At 55.1% G+C, this 19722-nt stretch carries 18 protein-coding genes; 2 read left to right on the top strand and 16 right to left on the bottom strand.

The features are described from left to right. Positions 1-330: 330 nt before the first annotated feature. The 15 genes from SP99_RS07150 to gspC all read right to left on the bottom strand — a co-directional run bounded on the left by SP99_RS07150 (position 331) and on the right by gspC (position 16622). Complete coding sequence (locus SP99_RS07150) at positions 331-2166, bottom strand: glycoside hydrolase family 19 protein (protein WP_045284521.1); 1836 nt, start codon at positions 2164-2166, stop codon at positions 331-333. A gap of 137 nt (positions 2167-2303) precedes the next feature. Continuing rightward, on the bottom strand, positions 2304-2756 hold the full coding sequence (iagB, locus tag SP99_RS07145) for a type III secretion system invasion protein IagB (protein WP_047958137.1): 453 nt from the start codon (positions 2754-2756) through the stop codon (positions 2304-2306). Between the two features lie 138 nt (positions 2757-2894). Next, on the bottom strand, positions 2895-5597 hold the full coding sequence (locus SP99_RS07140) for a glycosyl hydrolase family 18 protein (RefSeq protein WP_047958136.1): 2703 nt from the start codon (positions 5595-5597) through the stop codon (positions 2895-2897). A gap of 263 nt (positions 5598-5860) precedes the next feature. Beyond that, the gene (locus SP99_RS07135; RefSeq protein WP_047958135.1) at positions 5861-6658 is read right to left on the bottom strand and encodes a prepilin peptidase; all 798 of its coding nucleotides are present in this window, start codon (positions 6656-6658) and stop codon (positions 5861-5863) included. Beyond that, a complete protein-coding gene (locus tag SP99_RS07130) occupies positions 6655-7140 on the bottom strand; it encodes a type II secretion system protein M (protein ID WP_047958134.1) in 486 nt (161 codons plus the stop codon). Before SP99_RS07130 ends, SP99_RS07135 begins: the two co-directional genes overlap by 4 nt. Next, positions 7137-8267 carry a type II secretion system protein GspL gene (gene gspL / locus SP99_RS07125; RefSeq protein ID WP_047958133.1) on the bottom strand — a complete coding sequence of 377 codons (1131 nt, stop codon included), beginning with the start codon at positions 8265-8267 and terminating at the stop codon, positions 7137-7139. Before gspL ends, SP99_RS07130 begins: the two co-directional genes overlap by 4 nt. Positions 8268-8282: 15 nt before the next feature. Next, positions 8283-9299: a type II secretion system minor pseudopilin GspK gene (gspK, locus tag SP99_RS07120; protein ID WP_047958132.1), complete on the bottom strand. Its 1017-nt coding sequence runs from the start codon at positions 9297-9299 to the stop codon at positions 8283-8285. Continuing rightward, on the bottom strand, positions 9296-9949 hold the full coding sequence (gspJ, locus tag SP99_RS07115) for a type II secretion system minor pseudopilin GspJ (protein ID WP_047958131.1): 654 nt from the start codon (positions 9947-9949) through the stop codon (positions 9296-9298). Before gspJ ends, gspK begins: the two co-directional genes overlap by 4 nt. Then, positions 9946-10320: a type II secretion system minor pseudopilin GspI gene (gene gspI, locus SP99_RS07110; protein WP_045284528.1), complete on the bottom strand. Its 375-nt coding sequence runs from the start codon at positions 10318-10320 to the stop codon at positions 9946-9948. Before gspI ends, gspJ begins: the two co-directional genes overlap by 4 nt. Next, a complete protein-coding gene (gene gspH / locus SP99_RS07105) occupies positions 10313-10798 on the bottom strand; it encodes a type II secretion system minor pseudopilin GspH (RefSeq protein ID WP_025756056.1) in 486 nt (161 codons plus the stop codon). Before gspH ends, gspI begins: the two co-directional genes overlap by 8 nt. Continuing rightward, positions 10798-11247: a type II secretion system major pseudopilin GspG gene (gene gspG / locus SP99_RS07100; RefSeq protein WP_047958130.1), complete on the bottom strand. Its 450-nt coding sequence runs from the start codon at positions 11245-11247 to the stop codon at positions 10798-10800. Before gspG ends, gspH begins: the two co-directional genes overlap by 1 nt. A 2-nt stretch (positions 11248-11249) precedes the next feature. Further along, positions 11250-12458: a type II secretion system inner membrane protein GspF gene (gspF, locus tag SP99_RS07095; protein WP_047958129.1), complete on the bottom strand. Its 1209-nt coding sequence runs from the start codon at positions 12456-12458 to the stop codon at positions 11250-11252. Further along, complete coding sequence (gene gspE, locus SP99_RS07090) at positions 12458-13936, bottom strand: type II secretion system ATPase GspE (protein WP_047958128.1); 1479 nt, start codon at positions 13934-13936, stop codon at positions 12458-12460. Before gspE ends, gspF begins: the two co-directional genes overlap by 1 nt. Positions 13937-13949: 13 nt before the next feature. Beyond that, on the bottom strand, positions 13950-15878 hold the full coding sequence (gene gspD / locus SP99_RS07085) for a type II secretion system secretin GspD (RefSeq protein ID WP_047958127.1): 1929 nt from the start codon (positions 15876-15878) through the stop codon (positions 13950-13952). Between the two features lie 12 nt (positions 15879-15890). After that, a complete protein-coding gene (gene gspC / locus SP99_RS07080) occupies positions 15891-16622 on the bottom strand; it encodes a type II secretion system protein GspC (protein WP_047958126.1) in 732 nt (243 codons plus the stop codon). A gap of 299 nt (positions 16623-16921) precedes the next feature. On the opposite strand from gspC, the gene SP99_RS07075 reads away from it, so the two are divergent. Further along, the gene (locus tag SP99_RS07075; protein WP_047958125.1) at positions 16922-18475 is read left to right on the top strand and encodes an ExeA family protein; all 1554 of its coding nucleotides are present in this window, start codon (positions 16922-16924) and stop codon (positions 18473-18475) included. Further along, positions 18475-19083 (top strand): hypothetical protein, encoded by a 609-nt coding sequence (locus SP99_RS07070; protein WP_047958124.1) that lies wholly within the window; start codon positions 18475-18477, stop codon positions 19081-19083. The genes SP99_RS07075 and SP99_RS07070 overlap by 1 nt, the downstream gene beginning before the upstream one ends. On the opposite strand, the gene SP99_RS07065 is transcribed toward SP99_RS07070, so the two are convergent. Beyond that, entirely contained in the window at positions 19080-19703 is a 624-nt protein-coding gene (locus SP99_RS07065; RefSeq protein WP_047958123.1) for a helix-turn-helix domain-containing protein, read from the bottom strand. The two genes, SP99_RS07070 and SP99_RS07065, sit on opposite strands and share 4 nt — an antisense overlap. Between the last annotated feature and the right edge of the window lie 19 nt (positions 19704-19722).

Below are 19722 nucleotides of genomic sequence, written 5' to 3'. Positions count from 1 at the left end.
GGGCGGCTCAATCGCCACCGCCCTGGCGACCCGGGCTCCCGGCGGTAAATCGCCGCTTCGCGGTACCCTCAGCTTTTTCCTTCAGGCTATCGGGTCGGGCATGAGCCTGCATCCCTGCAGGCCACGCCCTCTCGGCGCATCCCTGCGCCTCGCCCCGGCCTTACGGAAACGCCTCGGCGATTTACAGCCGGACCAGGGCATCGCTGTCATTCATTCATTTTCCTGAAACAACCTTCGTCGCTTACGGTAAAAAAATTACTGGGGATCCCTCACCCCACAGGGAGAGGGAGTAAAAACAAAAACGGCAACCTTTCGGTTGCCGTTTTGTTTTTACAGAGCCGTCCAGGCTTCAGACCATGCCAGGCCTGCGCCTGGTTCATAGTATGCCGGGGCGTTGTTACACCAGCCGCTGTACGGGAATGGTTTGCACTGGAACAGTTTACCGTGGTTGTTCACGATATCGCCTGCGCTGTACTTGCTATTCGCGCTCCACGCCGGGTAGGTACCTTCATCCTGAGACGGGGTCGCCGCTTTGGCTTTGACGTTCAACAGGTAAGTGGTGGTGCTGCTCAGTTCACCATCGCTGACAGTCAGGCTGACTTCGTACTGTTTCGCCGTGGCGGCTTCTGGTGCCGTAAAGGTGATCACCGCTTTATCCTGACCGGTCACCGTCTGGCCGTCCTGGGAACGCCAGGTGTAAGTCAGCTGGTTACCGTCTTCGTCAGTAGAACCTTCCGCGCTCAGAGACACCTGCGCACCCGCTTCAACTGCACCAATCGGACCGGCAATCTGCGCAACCGGTGCGTGGTTTACCGGAGCCGGCGTGTTGTCAGCAGGCGTATTATCCGCTGGGGTATTGTCTGCTGGCGTGTTGTCCGCTGGCGTATTATCTGCCGGGGTGTTGTCAGCAGGGGTGTTATCCGCCGGGTTCACATTTGAGCCATCGTCATTCACGATCTTCACGTTAAAGAACTTCTGTACACACTTGGTGTAGTCGCCGTCTTTGAACGCGCTGAATGGCGTCTGGTAGCCCACCAGCTGGCAGGCGTAGGTTTTGCCGTCAGGCGTATCCGCGCTCCATCCCCAGTCCTGCTCCCAGTAGATCTTCAGGGCACCCGCGCCGCCTTCATCGAACTGCTTCATGTTGGCACAACCCAGCACTTCATCAGCAGGAACAGGCACTTTCAGGTAGTTTGCGAACTCTTTGTAATACTTGATACGGTTCTGAGACTGGGCAATCTCGGTTGGACCGCCGCACTCAACGCCGCCGTTGATGATCTGGGTGGTGACGCCGAAGCCTGGGACCAGGCCGTTAGCCTTGTCGTGGTCGTTCGGCTGCCAGGTCCCGTCGATAACCTGCAGCATGCTTGGTTTTGGCGGTTGTGGATAGGCGAAGAAGAAGATCGCACTCGCCAGGTTCAGCCAGGTGTCTGCCACAAGCTCTGGTTTGTCGAGCAGCGTGCGGACATCGCCGTACATCGCTTCAGAGAAAGGACCGTAGTTATAGTTGTAAGACAGCTGTTTCGCACCGCGACCGAAGTAGCTCAGGAAATCACCGTCTTTGTCTTTACCACACGGCCAGGTCTGACCCTGCCAGACGCTGGTATTACATTCGCCGTTATAACCGCCCTTCTGGCCTTCACTCCAGCCCATTTCACGCACGTACACCAGCGCCTGACGCCATTCGGCTTCCGGACGCCAACTTTCGTGCCCCCCCGTTTCCTGCGCAAAGTGAGCAAACATGGTTGCCAGCTCTTTACGGCAGATGGCATCGCTGTTGCGGCCGTCTTTATAGGTGTCGCACAGTGCAGGGAATTTGCCCACCGCTTTCAGGAAGTTGCTGTAGCTGTAATCCTTCGCGCGCAGTGGGAACAGGTATTCCCAGTCGCTCTCTTTCAGGATCCCTTCAACGCGTTTTACGTTATCCGGGTTTGCCGCACGGCCTGGCTCAATTTGCTCAACTGACGCGTTGTCCAGCGTACGGATAGTATCCTTCACGGATTTCATCAGCGGGAAATCGGTGAGCGCTTTCTCCTTTTTCGCCAGATCGCTGGCTTTCATGGTGTAAGGCTCGCTGTTATCCGCCTTCAGCATGGTGGCCTGAGCAATAACAGGTGCTACGCATGCACCTGCAATAAGCACGCTCAGTAATGTCCTTTTATTCATCTCGGTTATTCCTGTTAATTTCGATAGTGTTAAATAAAAATCCAGTTTATTTATTAATCCATTAATAAATAAACTCCAGACAGCTGCTTTTCATTTTCTGAAGAATACGTATTGGTACTCTTCAAAAAAGAAAAAACTCACCAGTCATTTCTTTCATGGGCAACGGATTTGAGTTGCTGATATTTTTCCCAGACTTTATGGGCATACACCATGCGTTTGGGGTAATTCTCTTTTTTGAGCCCGGCGTTATAAGCGCCGACGGCTTCCCAGTTATAACCGTAAACTTTAATCATGCCTGAGAGGATCGATGCGCCCACCATAATGGAGGTACAAGGTTCAGTCATGAGTCTTCGTTCGCTGATACCGTGTTGTTCAAGCGCCGTAAAGTGCGTGCTGTTAATTTGCATTAATCCCACATCAATCGTGCCATCGTGATTTTTCCCGACAGCGTAGGGATTCATTCCTGATTCAACATTAGCAATCGCATACAGCAAATACGGATCAACATGATAATAGTGCGCTGCTTTATTCCAGCAATTCGCTAACGCGCTTTGGCTTAATATCAATAACAGAAACAGTAAACGCTTCATTATTCACCTGCTGTGGTATGACTCGATTCTCCTCAAACACGTCCTGTTAAATTAGGTGAAGTGACTGGCCACACCCGAAGCGGGGTGTGACCAGTGATTGTGGGCAGATATCACACCCACAATTTCAAGTTCAGAAGATTATTTGCAGTCCGCAGACGCGCCTTCTTTCACCCATACATCGCTGTTACCGGGTTTGTCGCCCTGAGTCCACCATTTCGCACGGTATTCAAAGCCCTGATAGGTCGTCTTGTCACCACCGTTGTAGACTTTATCGGCACGCCAGTTCATTTTCACCTGACTTACCATTTCCCATGCGTCTGCATCAAAGCCAGGTTTGTTGCCCTGAGTCCAGTATTTCGCTTTCCATACCAGATTATCGGAACTGACCATATCGCCATTGTTGTAGACTTTGCTGGATTCCCATGCCGCATATTTGCTGGCGTTGGCGTCAACCGGGTTGTCACAGCTGCCGGTTGCCTGCCCTTCGTCAGAAGGTTTGTCGCCTTCGTCAGACGGCTTAGTCCCTTCGTCAGACGGATTGGTGTCTTCATCAGGTACCACAGGTGTTGCTTTCGGCGTTACGGTGACCTGTACGTTGGACTGTACGCTGGTTTTACCGTCGCTTACCATCACGCTCAGGGTGTAGGTAGAGTCAGCGTTCACGTCTGGTGCAGTGATGTTCACGTTGGCGGTGTCAGTACCGGTTGCGTGCATATCCGCTGGAACGCTCCAGGTATAGGTCAGTGCATCACCATCCGGATCCGCTGCTTGCACGTTCAGGGTATAAGACTGGCCCGCTTCCAGAGTGACGGCCTGCATCTGGTTAACCACCGGTGCCTGGTTCGCTTTCGGTGCTTTGTTCAGTACCTGCACGTCAGCAGTGCTGCTCAGCCCTTTTGCATCGGTCACGGTCAGACGGAATGCCAGGGTCTGGTTGCTGGTCACCGCGCCAACGGAGAAGGTCGCTTTCGCTTTGGTGCTGTTGGTCAGCGTGACGGATGGGCCAGAGATTTGGGTCCATTTGTACGTCAGCGCATCGCCATCAGGATCGGTAGACGCAGAGCCGTCCAGGGTAACGCTCACAGGACCAGTCACGGCCTGATCCGCCGCCACAGCGACAGGGGCGTGGTTTGTTACCACCGGATCCGGCGTTGAACCACCCAGCAGGCTTTCGTTCATCGCGTTCAGGATGTCGCCGTTATCGGAATCGATAGACCAGGAGAACAGCCCCCCCAGGTTTTTCGCCAGGACATACTTCCCTTTCGCAGTAGTGGAACGGGCATCTTCATAGGAGATCAAATCGCCGGTGGATTTGTTAAAGACGTAAGGCGCTTCCGCATCCGCGTCATAACCGTATTCCCAGCCTGGCTTGCCTTTGTACTCGTTCACAATCTGACGATAGTCAACGACCCCCGGTTCCCAGGTGCCTTTCACTGCGCCCGTTGCAGTACCGGTGAACGGGTTGTCGCCGGTGTAGCCGTGTACGCCAGTCCAGCCGCGGCCGTACATACCCGCACCCACAACGATCTTACCTGGCTGTACGCCCTGCTCCAGCAGCGCGTCAACGCCGTTAGAGGTGGTGTAGTTGGTATCCGGACGCCACGCTGGTGCATGCAGTGCCGCCTGGTGGCCGAGATCGGTCATGCTCCATGCGCCGTAGAAGTCGTAGCTCATCAGGAAGATATGGTCGAGGTATTGCTGGACAGTGTTGTAGTCCACATCTTCGATCTTATCTTTACCGGAACCAATTGCCGTGGTCAGCTCATAGGTGCGACCGGTTTCCGCAGACAGCTCGTTCAGCATGGTGCGCAGATCGTGCATCAGCGCGGTGTAGGTCGCTTTATCCTGTTGCGGGTTACCCAGCGTTTCGTTCACGCCGCCGCCGCCAGGGAATTCCCAGTCAATATCCACGCCGTCGAAGAATTTCCAGGTTTTCAGGAAGTCTTTAACGGACGCCACAAAGCGTGCGCGGATTGCGGTATCGTTCATTTTGTAGAACGGATCGGACATGGTCCAGCCACCGATGGATGGCAACACTTTCAGGTCTGGATGGGCTTTTTTCAGCGCCATCAGCTGGCCGAAGTTACCTTTGTACGGGTCGTCCCAGTTAGACACGCCAGACTGAGGTTTCTGCAGTGCCGCCCACGGGTCGTGGATCGCCACGGTGAAGTCCTGACGGCCTGCACACGCGCGCTGAAGCGCCGCGAAACTATTGCCCCCTTCTACGGTTTTCAGACCGTCGTTAATGCCATCGCCGCCACAGATTGGAATGAAGCCGTAGAGAATGTGGTTCAGGTTAGCTGCCGGGATTTTATCAACCGGGAAGTTACGACCATAGACGCCCCACTCCGGGAAGTAAGCCCCAACGACTTTGTCAGTATGTTTTGTGAGGGTTTTGTTGTTTTCCTGCAGAGGGGCATTCAGCGGCAGCAGGTGGCTACCGTCAGTATCCGCAACGATAATCAGCTTACTGGCACTTTTGGAACATCCGCTGGTGTTACAAAGTTCGACCTGCTCCTGATAGCGGCCACCTTTTTTCACTTTGAAGGTTGCGGAGCCGGAGGCACCGGCCGCGCCAGACCATACGGTCTGACCGTCGAGCAGCACTTTACCTGTGGTCGGCGCATCGCCGCTCCAGACGTTCCACTCCACTTTTACGTCCACACCGTCGTTATGAACTTTAACGAGAGTACCGTAATCCTGTGCGGCCTGGTCTACTTCAACGAGGGCAAACTTATCATTACCACTGCTGATTGAAGGCGTACCTGGCGCTGCGGCGAATGCGGTGCCTGAGACAGCAGCAACAAAGAGTGCCAGATATTTAGGCTTCATAAATTTCATTATTAATTCCTGATAATCTTATTTGTGATAAATTAAAACAACCATGTATTCCATATAACATGGGCGGGTAGTGAATATATTATTTAACTAAAACCGTGAGCCTTGCTTAATTAAACCAAATAGCTATTACGCCAAATCACCCTCCATAAAAAAACATGAGCGACAATCCTTACAGTTTATGTCTCTTACAATACGCCGGGAATTTAATAAAATCCTGCCATTCCCTTATCGAAAAAATTTCAAAAAAAACTTGACCACGCCGTTCAGAATGTAATGTGCAAGGTCTGCAGAATAAAAATAACCAAACCCGCCAGTGACAACATCGGTCCAAACGGAATAACGCTATTTTCTTTAACAGATTTATAAAAAAGGAAATACAACGCGATGCCGCTCAATGCAGCCGCCAGCAATAAAGAAGGCAATGCCTGCCAGCCGCACCACGCGCCCAGCGCGGCCAGCAGCTTAAAATCACCGTAGCCCAAACCTTCGCGGCCTGTGCTCAGGCGAAACGCCCAGTACATCAGCCACAGCGACAGGTAGCCTGCCGCCGCGCCATACAGTGCATCCGTCAGCGGCAACTGATGAAACAGTGCATGGCTTAACAGCCCCGCCCACAGCAGGGGTTGCGTCAGACAATCCGGCAGCAGCAGGTGTTTCGCGTCAATCACCGCCAGCGGCAGCAGCCCGCACCAGAGCATCCACAGTGAGGCCAATGCGGCCGCAGACGGGGCAAACGCCGCCGTCAGGGCAAAAAACAGGGCGCTGGAAAGCTCAAGCAGCAGCAGACGCAGCGGGATCGCGGTTTTACAGCAGCGGCAGCGCCCGCGCAGACAGCACCAGCTCACAACAGGGATATTTTCCCACCAGGAGAGCCTGTGGGAACACGCGGGGCAGTGGGAGGCCGGAAACAGCAGGTTCCCGGCGCCCTCCTCTTCGTTTATAAGCGGGGGAATGCGCTCGACAACTACGCCCAGAAAGCTGCCGATAATGCCGCCAAGCGTACCGCTCAACAGGCAAAGGGCGGGCATCTGGCTGCTCTGAAGCAACATCAGCGGGTTCATGCCACTTTCGCCCAGGTGAGTTTTATCTGCGCTTTTACGTCGCTGAGATGATCGACCGGGGTGAGATCCATTTTCTCCAGACGCACCCCGGTGGTTAAATTCACCTCCCGGAGCCAGTTTTTCAGTTCATAGACGTTAACCCGATCAATATTAAATGACAGGGTCTGACCGTCCTGCTGAATATTACTCAGCGCAACGTGGATCTCTTTCGCGCTCTCTTCCACCACGCTACGTGGATTACTGGTTTTTAATATTTTGGCCTGAAGATGGTTTTTATTTATTTCGGCACGCATCCAGTTGAGGGTTTGTTTCTGTTTGACCAGCGTGCTTTCACTATTTTTAATCATACTGTCCAGCGGGGTCATCACGCCGTACCAGATAATGGCGCAGCAGAGCGCCGCGCCGCACAGTTTAAACAGATTTCGCTCGCGCGGACTGTAGCTCTGATAGCGCGCCTTTAATTGTCCAACTTTCTCTTTCATTTATATTTCCCTGTGATAATGGCGGTATACGGCGCTTCACTGGAAACCGGCTGCAGCGTAAAGTCGAAGGTGTCACTGGCCTTATTGACGAACGCCTGCAACGCAGCGGGATCCGTGGCGCTGATGTTGAGCGTGAGCTGATTCTGCGTGTCGTCATACCCGACTTCACTCAGTTCAACCGACGGGAGCGCGGCTTTGATCTGCTCCAGCGCCTCCAGTTGCAGAAAGACGCCTTTTTTCTCTTTCTTAATGTTCTGCCCGAAGTGGTACTTCAGGTTGGTGGTCTGGCGCAGCGTGGGAAAGTAGTGCTGAGCCAGCTCAACCATCTGCTGCTGGGCCAGATTTTCCTGGTGAGTCAGCATCCAGGCCATGCCGATGCGAGGGCCGATCAGCAGTCCCAGGCTCAGCAGCGCCACGGCGGCGATAGCCGGTCTGGCGTAACGAAAACCGCCGTCTGTGCCTTTGGCAGAAAATTCGCCGTGCAGCAGATTGGCTTTGCAGGTTTTCCACTGCGGCTGGATCAGCACCAGCGGGTGCTGCCAGGCCAGTTGCTCATCCACCTGCACGCCCGCGGGCGCCTCGCCGTAGCAGACGATTTCCCCGGCGCGCTGCTGGCTCAGCAGCAGCGGCAGCAGCGCGGCGTCGGTTTCACAGGCGCCAAACGGCGAGTAGCGCATCCAGTAGCCGTCGTCGGTGGACACCAGCGTGGTCCCGCCTTCAGCCACCGGCAGAAGGATGGCATCGGGCAGCACCTGCACCACCGTCAGTCCGGCCCCGGCACAGCGGTCCAGCCAGTAGCGCAGACGCGCCGCATCAATGGCCACTGCGTCAACATCCCGCCCTTTCTTGTTGAGCACCGTCCAGTGGAGCGTGTCCACGTCACCAATCAGCGTCTCTTCGGCCAGCCAGGAGAATTCAACGCTCCCTTTTTTCGGCAAGGTGAAATGGCGGAAGATCATTTCGCAGGCCGGGAGTAACAGACATACCCGCGCGGCAAGCGCGTGACCGGCGAGTTCCGCCAGTGACGCCGCCCCCTGGCGTTCTCCCACCTGGTCGCTACCGGACTCGCACCACATTATGTTCCCGTCTTCATGCGTATCGGGACGAATAAAAAGCACCTGTTTCATAGAGATCGTCTTGTGTTATTCAACCATTCGGTAGCGACGTTGCCAGGTAATCACCTTCCCGGCTTCATTATCAACATGAAGCTGGCTGACGACGCGCAGCGTTAAATCATCGGTATTGCCGGTGCTGTTGACCCGGAAATAGTTACTGTTCACCGCAAGCAACGCCTGAACCTGCTTGAGGGCGTCTTTGGTCTGCGGATAATTTGTCTCAAGCGCTTTCAGGAATGCCTCCATCGACTCCCAGCCCTCTTCCGGGCGGGAGGCGATAAGCCGGATGGCTTCATCCTCGCTCAGCGAGCCGATGAACAGCGCGGCCAGTAGCGGCGCCTGTTCTTCGGTCAATGTATTCACATCCACCTTGCTGGCCGTGTCGGGTAAGGCGCACAGCACCTTACTGACCTTGCCGTAGGCCGCCGCCGGAAAGGCGGGCAGCAGCTTTAACTCCCCCGGGGTGCGCATCATCTGATTCGCGGGCTGCCGCGCTGGCTCCACGCCGGCCCAGGCATCCGTCTCCAGCCCCTCTTTAACCGTCGTGGTATCGCCATCGAGATAGTCCATCAGTTGCTGGTAGATCTCTTCGGCATCCCCCGTGGAGATCCCGCTGTCGGTGAGCAGTTGTTCAACGATGCGCTCTTTGACCGGTTTTTCCGGCAGCGCACCCGCCGTCTGGGTCGCCGGTGTCGGGTCGGCGGCCAGTAAATTGTTCACGTTAAAACAGGTCTGGGCGTCCTCAATCTGGCTTACCACGGTGTAATGTTCGCCTTCGGTTTCCACCGGATCCGTCCATTCCCCTTTTGGCGACAGCCCTTTGCTCTCACCGCTGGCGTACGTCTGCAGCCGGTCTTCAATCTTTTTTTGCTGGCTCTGAATGGACCAGCGCAGCTGCTGCTGGCTCACCTGATAGCGGGTCTTCTGCAGATTGCGGCAGAACTGCTGGCTGATTTTGGCCGCCAGCGCTGACATCATGACCAGCAAAATTAGCACCACCAGCAGCGCGACACCGCGCTGTTTTCGAACCGATTTTCCGCTCATTTCTTCTCTCCGGACGGGGCAGGTGCCGGCTGCGGTTGCGTATCCCCGGGGGCTGCTGGCGTAGCTTCTTTTGGCACCGCAGGCGCGTCCGGCAGATCGCCCGGGGTGGTAAAGACCCAGCGCCAGGTATCGCCATTTTCCATGGTCAGCAGCAGCTCCACGCCGTCCGGCTGATGCGCCGTGTCGGTCCACTTGTCGAGCCAGCTCGCTTTCCAGAAGCGCCAGGAGATCTCTTTCACCTCGCTGAGGATTGCCACCTCTTCCGGCTTCGCATCCGCCGGGCCGTCAATGACCGGCCAGATATCCCGCCACAGCTTTTTATCTTCGAGCCGCCAGCGCACGCGCTCCAGCTGAACCTGACCGCTCACGCCGTTCAGCGTGGTCAGCTCCAGCGCATCGTCATGCTGGACAAAAACCTCAGGCTCGTTGCGCGGGGCGCGGGCCTGAAGCTGGAAGAAATCCCGCTCCAGCAGGTTGTAAGCGCGCTGAAGCTGATTTAAGCGGGTGGCCGCCGCGTCGGTGGCGTTCGAGGTGCGCATCGCCCCGTCAAGAATTTGCCAGGCAAGCAAGCTGATAACCGCGAAAATGGTCAGCGCAATCATGATTTCCAGCAGCGTAAAGCCCTGCTGACGCTGAATCTGCTTGCTCATTTCACTTCTCCGGGATCCGGCACCTGCAGGGTAATCACCGGCTTGTCTTCGTCGCCCTCGGCGAACACCTGCACCTCATCGGCAAAGCGTTTTTCGGTGACGTTGACCCGCTGCTTGCGCCAGGTCCAGTTGCGCCCGCCCATCATCTCCGTGCCCGTCTGCAGGGCATCCGGGAGCGGCGTGTTGCTCAGTTTCGCTTCCGCCAGCTGGTTTTCCGCTACCCAGCTCGCCTGCAGCGAGTCGCCCAGACCGTGGGTGAAGCGCACGTTCAGCGAGACGGAGTTCATCAGCGCCAGTGCGGCGGTGGAGAAGATGACCAGAGCGACCATCACTTCCAGCAGGGTCATCCCCTGTTCTTTGCGTTTAGTCATCGTTCTCTACCAAAACCGGTGATGCCCCCTGCGACACCACGCGAAAACGTTGCTTTTTGTCAAAACTTTGCAGGGAAAGCGTGAAGCGGCCGATCTCCCCGTCCGGCAAAAAGACAATCTGCGGCGTCGCGTCAGTCGTGGCCGCAAGGCGCTGCGGTGACAGTGAGACGTGCATCTCTTCCGGGAACTGACCGTGGGTGACAATGCGCCCGGCGGTTAAAGGTTCCCAGTGACGCTCGCCCTCTTTTTCGGCCCAGGTGACCAGCTGATATTCCGAAGGGGTGATCACCAGCCCGACAATATTGCCGTCCATCACCGCACGGTCCGAACCATATTCAACGAGGGCTTTTAACTGCTGACCGAAAATATCCGCGCCGCTGCGCGACGGAATAGTCGACACCACCATCATGGCGCAACTGGCAAATATCACCAGCGCCAGAATAATTTCCAGTAAGGTAAACCCACGTTGCTTATTCATTACTTCTCTTTTTTATCTAAAGACCAGTTGGTAATATCATCCGCGGTATTCGCTTCGGCATCCGGACCGGCAGAGAACACATCCACCGCGCCATGTTCACCAGGGCTTACCAGGATATAATCATTACCCCATGGGTCTTCCGGCAGACGACGAATATAGCCATCGTCACGATAGTTTTTCGGGATCGGGGCGATTTCCGGTTTGGTCACCAGCGCCTGCAGCCCCTGCTCTGTCGTGGGATAACGGTGGTTATCCAGCTTGTACATATCCAGCGAACCTTCCAGCGCCACGATATCGCTGGTCGCTTTCTGGGCATCGGCTTTTTCTTTATTTCCCATTAAATTTGGCACCACCATACTGGCGAGGACGCCAAGAATAACGATTACCACCATTAATTCGAGCAAGGTAAACCCGGCCTGACGTTTCAGGCTATTTATTTTTAAGCACATATTTAACCCACCATATTATTGAGCTGAAGGAGCGGTTGTAATATTGACAGCACGATAAATAAAACCACTGTCGCCATTGTCACCACCAGTGCCGGTTCAAAGACCGACAGCGTTAACGTAATTCGATGTTGTAAAGCCGATTCCTGATTTTCCGCGGCGCGATCCATTAATGAACCTAACTCCCCGCTCTCTTCGCCGGAGGCAATCATGTACAGCATGGTCGGCGGAAACAGTTTCGCCTGGTCCAGGGCGTTATACAGGGAGGCCCCCTGACGCACGGTATCCGCCGCCTGCTCCAGCACCTGCCGGGCATAGCGGTTTTCGATGCCGTCCATCGCGATATACATCCCCTCCAGCAACGGGACGCTACTGGCCTGCAGGATACTGAGCGTGCGGATATAGCGCGCGCTGTTAATGGCGCAGACCAGCTTTTTGATCGGCGAGCCGTTCACCAGCCAGCTGTGCCAGCGAAAACGGTTCGCCGTTTTCTTGACCCAGACCTTAAAGCCGACCATCGCGCCAAAGAAGGCACCTGCAATGAAGATCCCGTATGCCTGCAGGAAATCACTGACGGCAATCAGGGTGCGGGTGGTAATCGGCAGCTGCTGCTTCATATGCACAAACTGCTCGATCACCTGCGGGACCACCGCCACCAGCAGGATGCTGATCACCGCCACGGCGACCACCGTCAGGGTGATCGGGTAGACCATCGCCTGCGTCAGCTTGCTTTTCATCTTCTGACGCTGCTCGTTGTACTCCGCCAGCTTCTCCAGCACGTCGCCGAGGTGGCCGGTTTTTTCGCCGGCCATCACCAGCGTGCAGTAGAGCTTGTCGAACGTGCGCGGGAACTGGCTGAAGGCGTCAAAAAGGGTATGGCCTTCCACCACTTTCTCGCGGATTTCGGTCACCATCGCCGCCAGCTTTTTGTCTTCCGTCTGCTTTGAAATCGCCTTCAGGGCGCTTTCCAGCGGCAGCGACGCATTGACCAGCGTCGACAGCTGACGGGTAAACATCGACAGCACCGGCACAGAGAGTCTGGCGCCGGTTTTGGCTTTGGCGCTGACCGCATTTTCACGGGTTTCGGTGATGGTCAGCGGCATCAGCTTCTGTTCACGCAGCGACTGACGCACCTGCTTCGGTCCTTCCGCCTGCAGCGTGCCGCGCTGGGTTTTCCCGGCGGCATCGGTGGCGGTCCACACGTAGAAAGCCATTATTCATCGCCTCCACGCTCGGCGGTCACGCGCATCACCTCTTCCAGCGAGGTGATACCGCTGATGACCTTCATCAGGCCGTTTTCGCGCAGGCTGTAGGCCTGTTTGAACAGCTCGGTCTCAATGGACATTTCATCTTTGTCTTCGTGAATGGCGCGGCGCATGGCGCTGTCGACCACCAGAAACTCGTGAATGCCCGCCCGTCCCTGATACCCGCTCAGACGGCAGTGTTCGCAGCCCACGGCGCGATAGATGGCCTTCGGCGGTTTATCCATAAAGCTAAACAGCGCTTTTTCATTATCGTCCAGCGGACTGGTGGTCCGGCAGTGCGGACACAGCCGACGCACCAGACGCTGGGCAATGACGCCAAGTAGCGATGAACCAATCAAGAAGGACTCAAGGCCCATATCCCGCAGACGGGTAATTGCCCCCGCCGCACTGTTGGTGTGCAGCGTAGACATGACCAGGTGACCGGTGAGCGACGCCTGCACCGCAATTTGCGCGGTTTCGCCGTCACGAATCTCCCCGATCATCACCACGTCCGGATCCTGACGCAAAATGGCGCGCAGACCGCGGGCAAAGGTCATGTCCACGCGCGGGTTCACCTGCGTCTGCCCCACCCCTTCCAGCTCATACTCAATCGGATCTTCGACGGTCAGGATGTTACGTTCATGGCCGTTCAGCGCCGACAGAATGGCGTACAGGGTGGTACTTTTACCGGAGCCTGTCGGCCCGGTGACCAGGATAATGCCGTGCGGGCGAGCAATCAGCCCTTTCAGTTTTTCCAGCTCTTCATCAATCAGCCCGAGCTTGTTGATGTCCGGCTTCAGGTTGCTCTTATCAAGCAGACGCATGACCACGCGCTCGCCGTACTGCGACGGAATAGTCGAGACACGCACGTCGATCGCTTTACGGCCAATGCGCAGGGAGATACGGCCATCCTGCGGAAGACGTTTTTCGGCGATATCGAGCTTCGACATCACCTTAATTCGCGACACCAGCAGCGGCGCCAGCTTACGCGCCGGCTGCAGCACCGGGCGCAGCACGCCGTCAACGCGAAAACGGATGCTCAGCGTGCGCTCGAAGGTTTCAATATGGATATCCGAAGCGCCGTCTTTCACCGCTTCGCCAAGAATGGCGTTGATCAGGCGGATCACCGGCGAGTTTTCGTCGTTATCCAGCAGATCTTCGTTGTCCGGGATCTCCTCGGTTAAGGCCATCAGATCGATGTCCGCATCCATGTCGTCCACCAGCTGCTGCGAAACGCCGCTGTTCTGCTGCCAGATTTTGGCCAGCATTTCATCAAACGCTTCGGCGCTCAGCGTCTGGGGCACAAAGGCGCGCCCCAGCACCCGGCGCATCTCCAGCAGCGCAAACGCGGGCACATCTTCACGGATATAGACCGTGTCGTTCCAGAACAGGATGCCGTTGTCTTTCGCAAAGCTGCTGGTGCAAAGCTGTTTCGTCAGTTCATCCACGCATCACCTCCGCTTACTCTTTGAAGGGATTGCGGGTCGATGACGGCGCAGTCGTCCCCACCGGCGTCGAATGGCTTTGCGATGGCAGTGCCGGCAGTACCGGGTTATCACTGTTTTCAATAATCCCCAGCTTCTGCTCTTCCATACGCTGCTGCTGACGGGCGCGGATCTGATCGTATTTCTCTTTCGTCGCCGCGCTGTAGTTGTCGTCATCACGCAGCACGGTGGTGTGGATAAACACCATCAGGTTACGTTTCGACGTGTCCTGCGAGGTATAGCGGAACAGCTGTCCCACCAGCGGCAGGTCACCCAGTAGCGGCACTTTTGACACGTTCTGTTTGTTGACATTCTCCATCAACCCGCCGAGCACCACCGTCTGGCCACTGTGAACCATCACTTCGTTATTGATGGTGCGGGTGTTGAAGGTTGGCCCCAGGCTGGCGTCCGTGGTGGCGCTGGCATCGACGCTGGAGACTTCCTGTTCGATCTTCAGGTGGATCATATCCCCGTCGTTGATCTGCGGCACAATCTTGAGTTTGGTACCGACGGTTTTACGTTCAACCGAATTAAAGACGTTGTCGCCGCTGGTGGTCTGGGAGCCGGACAGTACCGGTACATCCTGACCGACGTTGAACGACGCTTCTTTGTTATCCAGCGTGACCACGCTCGGCGTGGAGAGAATGTCGTTCTTACCGGTGGTCGACAGCGCAGTCATCAGCGCACCAAAGTCGCCGTTAAAGAAGCCAGTCGCCAGGCCGGTAAAGCTGGCCGTTTTCAGCGTCTTGTTTTTAATCTGGCTGATCGGCAGACCGGTCGAGCCAAACTGCACGCCGCCGTGTGAGCTGGTCCACTGCACGCCGAGATCCAGGCCGTTGCCGTCCTGTACCTCAGCAATGATCGCTTCCACCAGCACCTGCGGACGGCGAATATCCAGCTTGTCGATCACCTTCTCCAGCGAGTTCATGACGTTTGGCTGGGCGGTGATCACCAGGGAGTTGGTCGCATCATCGGCGGTAATATTCAGATCCCCTGAAGGGCTTGCGGTTTTGCTTTTCGGCGTACCCGCTTTGTCTTTCAACTGCTCACCAATACCGGTCAGCACCGGCACCACTTTTGAGGCGTTGGCGTATTTCAGGTAAAAGACGCGGGTATTGCCCTCGTTATTCTGCTCGCGGTCGAGCTGACCGATCAGCGAACGGGTGCGCGCACGTGCATCTTCCGTCCCACTGATCACCAGGCTGTTGGTTTCGTCATCTGCCACCACTTTGGTTGCCAGCTGCGGCGCGTTCTGCCCTTTCTGCTCTTCATTGTTGAGGTTATTCAACATGTCAGAGAGCTCTTTGGCGGAGGCATAGCGCAGCGGCACGATTTCACGACGCTGCATGCCGGAACGATCCACGCGCTCCACCAGATCCACCAGGCGGTTCACCACCGAGGCTTTACCGGTTAACAGCAGCACGTTTGAAGGTTCAAAATGGACCACGTTGCCGATGCCCGAAGCATCGTTCAGCTGGCGCAGCAACGGCGCCAGCTCGCGCACCGGGACGTTTTCCATACGCACCACGCGGGTGATGATCTCATCCCCTTTGCCAGGGTTTTTACTGTCGGCCACCGGTACACCGGCAGTACGCGCCACGCTTGAACGCACCACTTTGACCATGCCGTTATCCATCGGAATAACCGACAGACCATACAGGTCCAGCACGCTCAGGAAGAACTGATAATATTCCTCCTCCGACAGCACGTTATAGGTTCTCACCGACACGGTGCCCTGAACGGACGGGTCGACGAGAATGGTTTTATTCAGATTACGACTTACCGTATCGATAAATTCGCGGATATCGGTATTTTTAAAACTGGCGCTAAAGTTGGCTGCAAGCAGCGAACCGGAATATAACGACAATGCGGTCAGCGCCACGCACGCCCACGGAAATTTCTTCATGATGTACACTTGTTAATTGTTGAATACATTAACCCGAATATTTTCAAGGTGAGCGTGCCGTCTGACGACAACATCCGCTTCTTTCATTTTCGACCAGTTGGCGATGATATTTTTCGCCTGCGCTTCTTGCGTCATATCGACGTCATTGACTTTCAACACCACGTCGCCTTTTTCCAGTCCTGCATTATGGTAAAAAGGCGTTGCGTTCCGTGGATTAATAGTAAAGCCTTCCAGTTGGCCTTTATCGATTAACGGCTTTAACACCAGATAATCATCGAGATGCAGAATGTCGGCGCCGGCATCTTTTTTCGATTTGGTAACCGGGGCGCTGTCAACGCCGCCCTTGAAATACGCCGGTTTATTGAGGGCCAGCGTCTGTTTCGCCCCCTCGTACTGCACCACCACATTATCTTGATTAATTTCACTTACATAGGCATCGTCAAAGCCCACCAGCGGCTCCCCTTCCCGGTAGCTCTGCTGACCGGCGGGCGTCTTAATCACGGCGAACGATAACCAGGATTCATCGCTACGAATAATGCCCTCAATCTCTGCCGACAGTGGCGCTTTTGCCGCGGCCGGCGCGTCGCTTTGACGCACTGCGGCGGTGAAAAGCCCAAAGGATTTTTCAGCATCAGGTTTTTTTAGCGCCGGCTTATCAGCATTCGCTAACTTATTCGTAACTTTCTTATAATCTTTATAAACGACATATCCCTGCTGGCTGCAGAATATCAGCATGACAAGCATGACGCAGGGTGTCATTAAACGGGAAAGGAATGCGTTCCTCATTATTTATCTGGCCTTTTTGCAAAGCAGTCATTCGCAGCGACGTGCTGCATCACTGAGTGAGCTAATAATAATCAACCCCCTGAAGGTGGACTATCGGCTTCGCTATTAACTTTAATGAAGAAAATGATTGACCGGAAAAAAGGGGAATGTTAGAGCCTGACAGCAGGTTATTTTTACTCTGGTGTTAAATTGACCAGGGCTTGTGCATCCCGTACTTTTCGCCCATTGCTATTAAAGAGAAGAGACGGTTAGTCGCTATGTATCAGAGTCATTTTAAATTCAGTACCCCTCCGTTCAGAAATATCACCCGCAAATCGGGCGATTTTCTGGTGCCTTATCATCAGGATGTGTTCAATCTTCTGAAAGAAAAAAGCCAGCAGGCAGGGATCACCGGACTCTTTTACCACGACAGCGAACTGCTGGGGCAGTTCAGCGAGGCGTTGAAGCGCAGCAACGCCGTCATCCCGGTTAATGCCTTTCCGAAGCTGAGCGCTAATAACCTCCTTTATAAGCTCAACCCGTCGGTGAAAGAGAGCAAAAATAAACTGCAGGCCGTGGATGCCGTGCTGCGCCAGTGGCGCGATGCCCGTGCCATGCAGAAGGTGCTGGTCATCACCCATGCTGAGGCGATGAAGCACAACTGCTATGATCTGCTGGCCATGCTGCTCACGCGTGCCCAGGAGCTGGACGTGTGTTTGTCGGTCATCCTGATGGGCAGTGAAGATCAGGAGACGATGCTGACCGATTCCGCGCTGCAGGCGTTTGTTCTGACCAGCCACACGCTGCGTAACCTGACCTGCCGCGAGTTCCTGAGCTATGTCGACGCCCAGTGCGAAGAGCACGGCGCAGCGCTCTCCCCGCTGACGCCTGCTCGCGTGAAAAAAATCCACGCCCTGACCAAAGGTAATATCAGCAAGCTGAATGCGCTGGCGCATCTTTCGATGCTGGCCGCCTGGACCGAACGCGCGCCGAACGTCGGGCCGCGCCATCTGCGTCTGGCCATCGGCGAAGTGCTCCCGGCGCGGAAACGCGGTAAAGCGCTGGCTACCGTCGGGCTGTTCGCCTCCGTCCTGTTCGCTGCCTGCGGCTGGATGATGACCTCTTCCATTACGGCAAAACTGCCGGTGGCGCTGCCGGTGCCGGCCAGCTGGAAACAGCCAGTCAAAACGCCAGACGCGCCGGTGGTCCCGGTTATCGAAAACGAGGTGGTGAATCAGCCTGATGCCATGCACCAGCTGTACGCCATGTGGGGGTATGACGCTTCAGCAGACGACGCCCTGTGTCAGAACGCGGCCAAAGTGAACCTGATGTGTAAACAGGGAACGGCCAGCCTGGATACCCTGACCAGCGAAGGGTACCCGTGGGTCAGCGAAATGAAAACGGGCGATCATATTAACTACGCCGTGGTGGCGCGCGCCGGAAAAACCTCTCTGGATCTGCTGATGAACAACCGGACCTGGCAGGTGAGCCGTGCCTGGTATAACCAACACGCCACGGGGAATTACACCCTGCTTCACCGCCTGACGCCTTCCGGCAAAGATGAAATTACCGCGGCCAGCGACAGCAAAGATCTTGAGTGGCTGGATCAGCAGCTCAGCGTCGCGCTGGGTGAAAACGAAACGCATGATAAAAACTGGACGGCGGAGCTGATGAAACGCACCCGCGAATTCCAGGAGAAGATGCACCTTCGCGTCGACGGTATCCCAGGGGAAGAGACCCTGATGCAGCTAATGCGCGAAACCCATACCACACCGAGCGTTCAGATCCAGGCATCGCAGACCACCCCGAACACGCAAGAGAAACACGCATAATGTCTACTATCTGTCTCGCTGCCCAGCGCAGCTATACCACCGGGGAACCGGTCTGGTTTTCCTGGCGGTTACCGTCGTTCAGTAAAATGTTCAGCGTGGTCACGCTCTGGTGTCTGGGGATGTGCGCGCTGATCGTCGCCGGGCTTTATGCCCATGTGTACTGGAACTTACGCCATCCGGCGCCGGTGGTGAAAAAGGTCAGCGTCGCGAAGCCGGAAACCAGCCTCTCGGATATGCACTATATCTATGTAACGAAGCCGTTCCCGCACCCGCAGCCCAAACCGCAGCCGGTGAAAATAAAGGACGATTTACCGCCGATGGAGAATATGCCGATCAACAGCGACGAAAATGACTGGCAGCAGGCGCCTGATGGCACCTTACCGGATAGCCCCGTCACGCATGACACCTCGCGCGATACCTTACCCGGCACCGAGGCACACGAACAGGCGACGACATCTGAGGATGACGGTGCGTTAAAAGCGTTGTTTATGCAGGCGTTAAAACAGCAACAGGATGATATGGCGAAGGGAAAAATGCCGGCACCACCGGTCGATGAAACGCAAAATGCGTCTCCTTCGGTGATAAAAGGAGACGCAGGAGGGGATTAATATTTTTCAGGTAAGGTCGTCAGGCTGAGCAGTCGCCCTTTTTCCACCACAATATATTGACCTTTTTTCAGGTCGGAGAGAATTTTGATAATGGTACTGCGTGCCAGGTTGGTGTATTCCTGAATATAATCATAAATATTAATATCACGCTGTTGCTGAACAATCAGATCGTTAATTTCAATCAGGAATTCACGCACCACGGAATACGCACTGCGGGCAACTAAAACGTCATCACGTTTGCTGAGCAAACAGATATACCATGCCAGCACTTTGGTTAAATCAGGCCACAGCCCATGCTGGGTTATTAACCGCTGAAATTCATCTTTATGAATGGTGCGTACCACGGTGTTACTCCGTACCACGCCCTGCATATGTGCCGAGTTATAAAAAATAGCGGAGAGACCAAATATACATTGTCCCTGCAGCGTAAACATACATAAATCATCAGAGCTTCGGCGGAACTCAACTTCACCGCTGACGATAATGTGAATATTATCTGAGTTTTCGGTGGAGATTTTTTGCCATTTTTTTAACGTCTTTTCCTCGTGTCCAGACGTTGCGGAAATAATAGCTTCCATTTCTTTATGAGGACGTGTTTTTTTACCAAAGATGCTTAACATTGTTATACCTGATTAAGAT

This window comes from Enterobacter sp. BIDMC92, from assembly GCF_001030225.1.
Lineage (GTDB): Bacteria > Pseudomonadota > Gammaproteobacteria > Enterobacterales > Enterobacteriaceae > Enterobacter > Enterobacter sichuanensis.
The sequence above is the reverse complement of the archived record's forward strand: the minus strand, read 5'-3'. Positions and strand labels throughout refer to the sequence as shown.

Bases quoted from the DNA above. Each gene is read 5' to 3' on its own strand.
- gspC (WP_047958126.1), bottom strand. From the start codon at position 16,622: ATGCTTGTCATGCTGATATTCTGCAGCCAGCAGGGATATGTCGTTTAT.
- gspG (WP_047958130.1), bottom strand. From the start codon at position 11,247: ATGTGCTTAAAAATAAATAGCCTGAAACGTCAGGCCGGGTTTACCTTG.
- gspF (WP_047958129.1), bottom strand. From the start codon at position 12,458: ATGGCTTTCTACGTGTGGACCGCCACCGATGCCGCCGGGAAAACCCAG.
- SP99_RS07075 (WP_047958125.1), top strand. From the start codon at position 16,922: ATGTATCAGAGTCATTTTAAATTCAGTACCCCTCCGTTCAGAAATATC.
- SP99_RS07140 (WP_047958136.1), bottom strand. From the start codon at position 5,597: ATGAAATTTATGAAGCCTAAATATCTGGCACTCTTTGTTGCTGCTGTC.
- SP99_RS07065 (WP_047958123.1), bottom strand. From the start codon at position 19,703: ATGTTAAGCATCTTTGGTAAAAAAACACGTCCTCATAAAGAAATGGAA.
- gspL (WP_047958133.1), bottom strand. From the start codon at position 8,267: ATGAAACAGGTGCTTTTTATTCGTCCCGATACGCATGAAGACGGGAAC.
- gspK (WP_047958132.1), bottom strand. From the start codon at position 9,299: ATGAGCGGAAAATCGGTTCGAAAACAGCGCGGTGTCGCGCTGCTGGTG.
- SP99_RS07130 (WP_047958134.1), bottom strand. From the start codon at position 7,140: ATGAAAGAGAAAGTTGGACAATTAAAGGCGCGCTATCAGAGCTACAGT.
- SP99_RS07135 (WP_047958135.1), bottom strand. From the start codon at position 6,658: ATGAACCCGCTGATGTTGCTTCAGAGCAGCCAGATGCCCGCCCTTTGC.
- iagB (WP_047958137.1), bottom strand. From the start codon at position 2,756: ATGAAGCGTTTACTGTTTCTGTTATTGATATTAAGCCAAAGCGCGTTA.
- SP99_RS07150 (WP_045284521.1), bottom strand. From the start codon at position 2,166: ATGAATAAAAGGACATTACTGAGCGTGCTTATTGCAGGTGCATGCGTA.
- gspD (WP_047958127.1), bottom strand. From the start codon at position 15,878: ATGAAGAAATTTCCGTGGGCGTGCGTGGCGCTGACCGCATTGTCGTTA.
- gspJ (WP_047958131.1), bottom strand. From the start codon at position 9,949: ATGAGCAAGCAGATTCAGCGTCAGCAGGGCTTTACGCTGCTGGAAATC.
- gspH (WP_025756056.1), bottom strand. From the start codon at position 10,798: ATGAATAAGCAACGTGGGTTTACCTTACTGGAAATTATTCTGGCGCTG.
- gspI (WP_045284528.1), bottom strand. From the start codon at position 10,320: ATGACTAAACGCAAAGAACAGGGGATGACCCTGCTGGAAGTGATGGTC.
- SP99_RS07070 (WP_047958124.1), top strand. From the start codon at position 18,475: ATGTCTACTATCTGTCTCGCTGCCCAGCGCAGCTATACCACCGGGGAA.